We start from the raw sequence: 3,144 nt of genomic DNA, 5'->3' as shown, positions 1-3,144 counted from the left end.
GGCCTTGACGGGCGCAGACGAGGAGGAGGCGGAGGGTAGATTCGCTGACCCACAACTCCCCCGGCTCCATGCGGTTGCCCAACGGGTTCGGCAGATCTACGTGTTCCCACTCCGCCGGGGTGATCAGGTGGACACCGGATTTCTTCGGGTCGTGGACGCCGCTGGTGTCCTCGCGGAGCTGACCGATCGGCAGCCAGCACTTGAGGGCGGAAAGGTAGGCGGCGTTCATGTCCAGGGCCGTCACCTCCAGCTGCGCGCCGGCCTTCGCCGCCGCCACTGCTTCGGCGTTGCGCCACTTCGGGCGGCCTTCCCAGATCTCGTCTGCGCCCTTCTGGGAGCGCTTGCGCAGGATCTCGGCGGTGGGGGGGAACTCGGAGTGCTCGTACCGGCCGCCGACTCGGGAGGACTTCAGCAGGGCCATCACGTCCGGGATCGCGGCCTTGACGAGTTCGGCCTGCGCGGCGTCGACGTCGCCGGCGTGCTCGGCGAGGACGTCGTGGACGCGGCCGGTGATCTGGCCGATCAGGTCTTCCGAGGCGTACGTGCGGGGGCTCCGCGGCCTCTCAGGGGCCGGGGGCGTTTCCGGCGGGACGATCGGCTCCGTCGGGAGCGTCACGGCGGGTGCAGGGGCGGGCGTAGACACGGCAGGGGCAGGGGTAGGGGTGGGGTTCGCGGTGGCGACGGCGGCCGCGCATCCCTCGGCGCTCAAGTGCTGCGGGAAGCCTTCGAGTTCATCGCTGGTCGGCTGGCCGCACAGAACACACAGCCCCCCCGGCGCCACAGGGGCCACAGGGGCCACAGGGGCCACAGGGGCCACAGGGGCCCCCACGGGCTCCGCGGCGAACAGCGCGGCAGCGGGGGCCGGCTGGGCGGCGACGTCGGCGGGGCGAAGGGGCGGGATCGCCCCGTGGAGCACACCGACGGCGTGGGTGGGGCCGGCCAGCAGGTCCAGGACGTGCAGACCGAAGTGCTTGGCGAGCTGGTCGACGTCCTCCAGCGACCAGTGCTGACGCCCGGCCTGTTTGCGTGAGACCTGCGCCTGCGACAGGCCGAGCCCGTCGGCGAGGTTGTTCTGGCGCTCACCGGTGCGCGTCATCAGCGCTGCGACCGTGAGCCGGAGGAGTTCCTCAACACCCATCATGATGCAAGTCTAGCGTATTCAATACTGATTCCGCATACAGCATGCCTAAATCGGCACGCTGTTTGTTAGTGGGGAGCGCGGCGAGCAGGCTTGCCAGACCTCCCGGAAGAGGACGTACGGCGGCGAGCACCAGGGCACGAGCCGCACGTCCCCGGCGCCGGAAGGTACGGCGCACATCTCGGGCGCTAGCGCGGGGTCGGGGTCTCCGTTTAATTTCGGGCGTTGTACTGCGCGACCCACTCGGCGACGTCGGAACAGTCGACCGGCGAGAAGGCGACGTCGGGCACGAGCCGGAGGGCCTCGGGGAAGTCCACACCCGGATGCATCTCGCGGACGTGAGCGCAGGCCCGTGCCATCGCCAGGTCCAGCCGCCCGCCCTCGAGGACGATCTCACCGAGTGCCCCGCACTGCGCGCACCGGACGTACGTCACCGCGACCGGGGTCCGCATTCCGAACGGCACCGCTCCATCATCTCCATGCCATGCCCAACGCAGCCAGGTCACGCTTAACACCACCGAACCGGGCTGCGTCCTGTGCTGCGACGGCACGCGAGTTCGGACGGGCGCGGCCGAGAGGGGCTAGTCGCTGTGAACTGGCTGTACGACGGCCGTGTCTTGCAGGCTCGTCCAGCCGTGAGGGAGGGGAGAGAGGGCGTGCTCGGGGGCGGGGGTGCCCGTCGGCGCGATGAGCGCCTGTGCTGCGTGCTCCCATGTCGTGGAGCTCAGCACGACCTGCTCATCAAACAGATCCGGGCGCAGGCCGAGGATCCCGTCGTGCTGTAGGGCTCGGATGTGGTTGAGGAGTTCGATCGCGGCGACCATGGCCCAGGTGACGAGCGGCACTGCGGCGCGGAAGCGTTCTGCCAGGCCGAACGGGTCGGCATCGCGGCGTCTTTTGGGATCGTGGTGGACCACGTCCCCGTAGATCCATGCCCAAGCCAGGTCGTGGTCTGTTAGAGAGGCGGTCTGGCCGGTGGTGGTGTTCCCGACCATCACCGTGTACCCGCTGGCCGCGGCAGGTTTTGTTCGTGCTTGCCACTCAGCGCGTTTCGCCTTGGCCTCGCTCGTCTCTCGGGGGAGGCCCTGGCAGAAGTAGCCCACTGCTGCCAGGGCCTTCAGGTAGGAACAGGGGTCTTCTTCCAGGAGCAGCGGCCGCACCCGGGCAGCGGCCGACTCGACGAGTTCCTCCGCCGGGAGCTCCTGACGCACCACGGCCTGTGCGCCCGTCACGGTCACCTTCAGCGAACCTGCGCCGAGCGCGACGAGACCTTCCCAGTCGGCAGCCAGCGAGTGTTCCTCGACGCGGCGGGCCCGGAGGACGAAGGCCTCCACATTCGAGCGGTGGCGCTGCTGTATCTCCTGCAAGGCCGCAGCCATCCATCCCCCTGGCGTCCTGCTGACGACGACTCTCCCGCTCGAATCTCGGCCAGCATGGCCGGATAGCGCCGGCCTCGCAATGCGTTTTGCCTGACACGGCCCCGGACGGAAGCCGCCCGAGTCGGAGCAAAGGATCAGGACTGCGCGACTTCCACCATGAGCAGCCGCAGGTCAGGGAGCGCCGGTAGGAAGGCCCCGGCGGGACGTTGCCCCCCGCCGGGCCGCGATCAGCCCTGCACCGGCTGAGCAACCCAGGACGTTGCTGGCAGCTGGGAAGCTGCGGCCTCACGATCGCATCCAGCGCGCGAAAGCGTCGACCAGGCCTGTGTAGAAGCGTTCGCCGGGGACCGAGCCCGGGTTCTTGCTGGCGTCGTAGAAGGCGACGTTGGGGAAGGTCGCGGAGGCGGAGGCGTTGAGGTTCTTGTAGAAGGCGAGCTTGCCCCGGCCGAATCCGACGAAGAGCCAGAAGATCCCGAGTGAGGCGGTGTTCTGGAGCAGGGAGCGGACCTCTGCTTTGTCGAAGGGCTCGTCGCCGACCTGGGTCACGACGAAGGCGGGGTCTGTGGCTCCGGATTCCTGGTAGTGGCTGACGGCGCGGCGCATCGCGTCGGAAACGCTGCCCCAGCC

At 69.1% G+C, this 3,144-nt stretch carries 4 protein-coding genes; all 4 read right to left on the bottom strand.

The features are described from left to right. The coding region (locus tag ACFW48_RS38520; RefSeq protein WP_386323319.1) for a helix-turn-helix domain-containing protein at positions 1 to 1,141 on the bottom strand (1,141 nt) is incomplete at its 3' end. A 209-nt stretch (positions 1,142 to 1,350) separates the two neighbouring features. Further along, positions 1,351 to 1,602: a hypothetical protein gene (locus ACFW48_RS38515; RefSeq protein ID WP_386323317.1), complete on the bottom strand. Its 252-nt coding sequence runs from the start codon at positions 1,600 to 1,602 to the stop codon at positions 1,351 to 1,353. 117 nt (positions 1,603 to 1,719) lie between these two features. Further along, the gene (locus tag ACFW48_RS38510; RefSeq protein ID WP_386323315.1) at positions 1,720 to 2,517 is read right to left on the bottom strand and encodes a hypothetical protein; all 798 of its coding nucleotides are present in this window, start codon (positions 2,515 to 2,517) and stop codon (positions 1,720 to 1,722) included. Between the two features lie 285 nt (positions 2,518 to 2,802). Then, a partial coding sequence (locus ACFW48_RS38505; RefSeq protein WP_386323313.1) for a VWA domain-containing protein occupies positions 2,803 to 3,144 on the bottom strand: 342 nt, incomplete at its 5' end.

It is taken from the genome of Streptomyces sp. NPDC058812 (assembly GCF_042744565.1).
Taxonomy (GTDB): Bacteria; Actinomycetota; Actinomycetes; order Streptomycetales; family Streptomycetaceae; genus Streptomyces; species Streptomyces thinghirensis.
This window is presented reverse-complemented; position numbering and strand designations above follow the sequence as displayed.

Bases quoted from the DNA above. Each gene is read 5' to 3' on its own strand.
- ACFW48_RS38510 (WP_386323315.1), bottom strand. From the start codon at position 2,517: ATGGCTGCGGCCTTGCAGGAGATACAGCAGCGCCACCGCTCGAATGTG.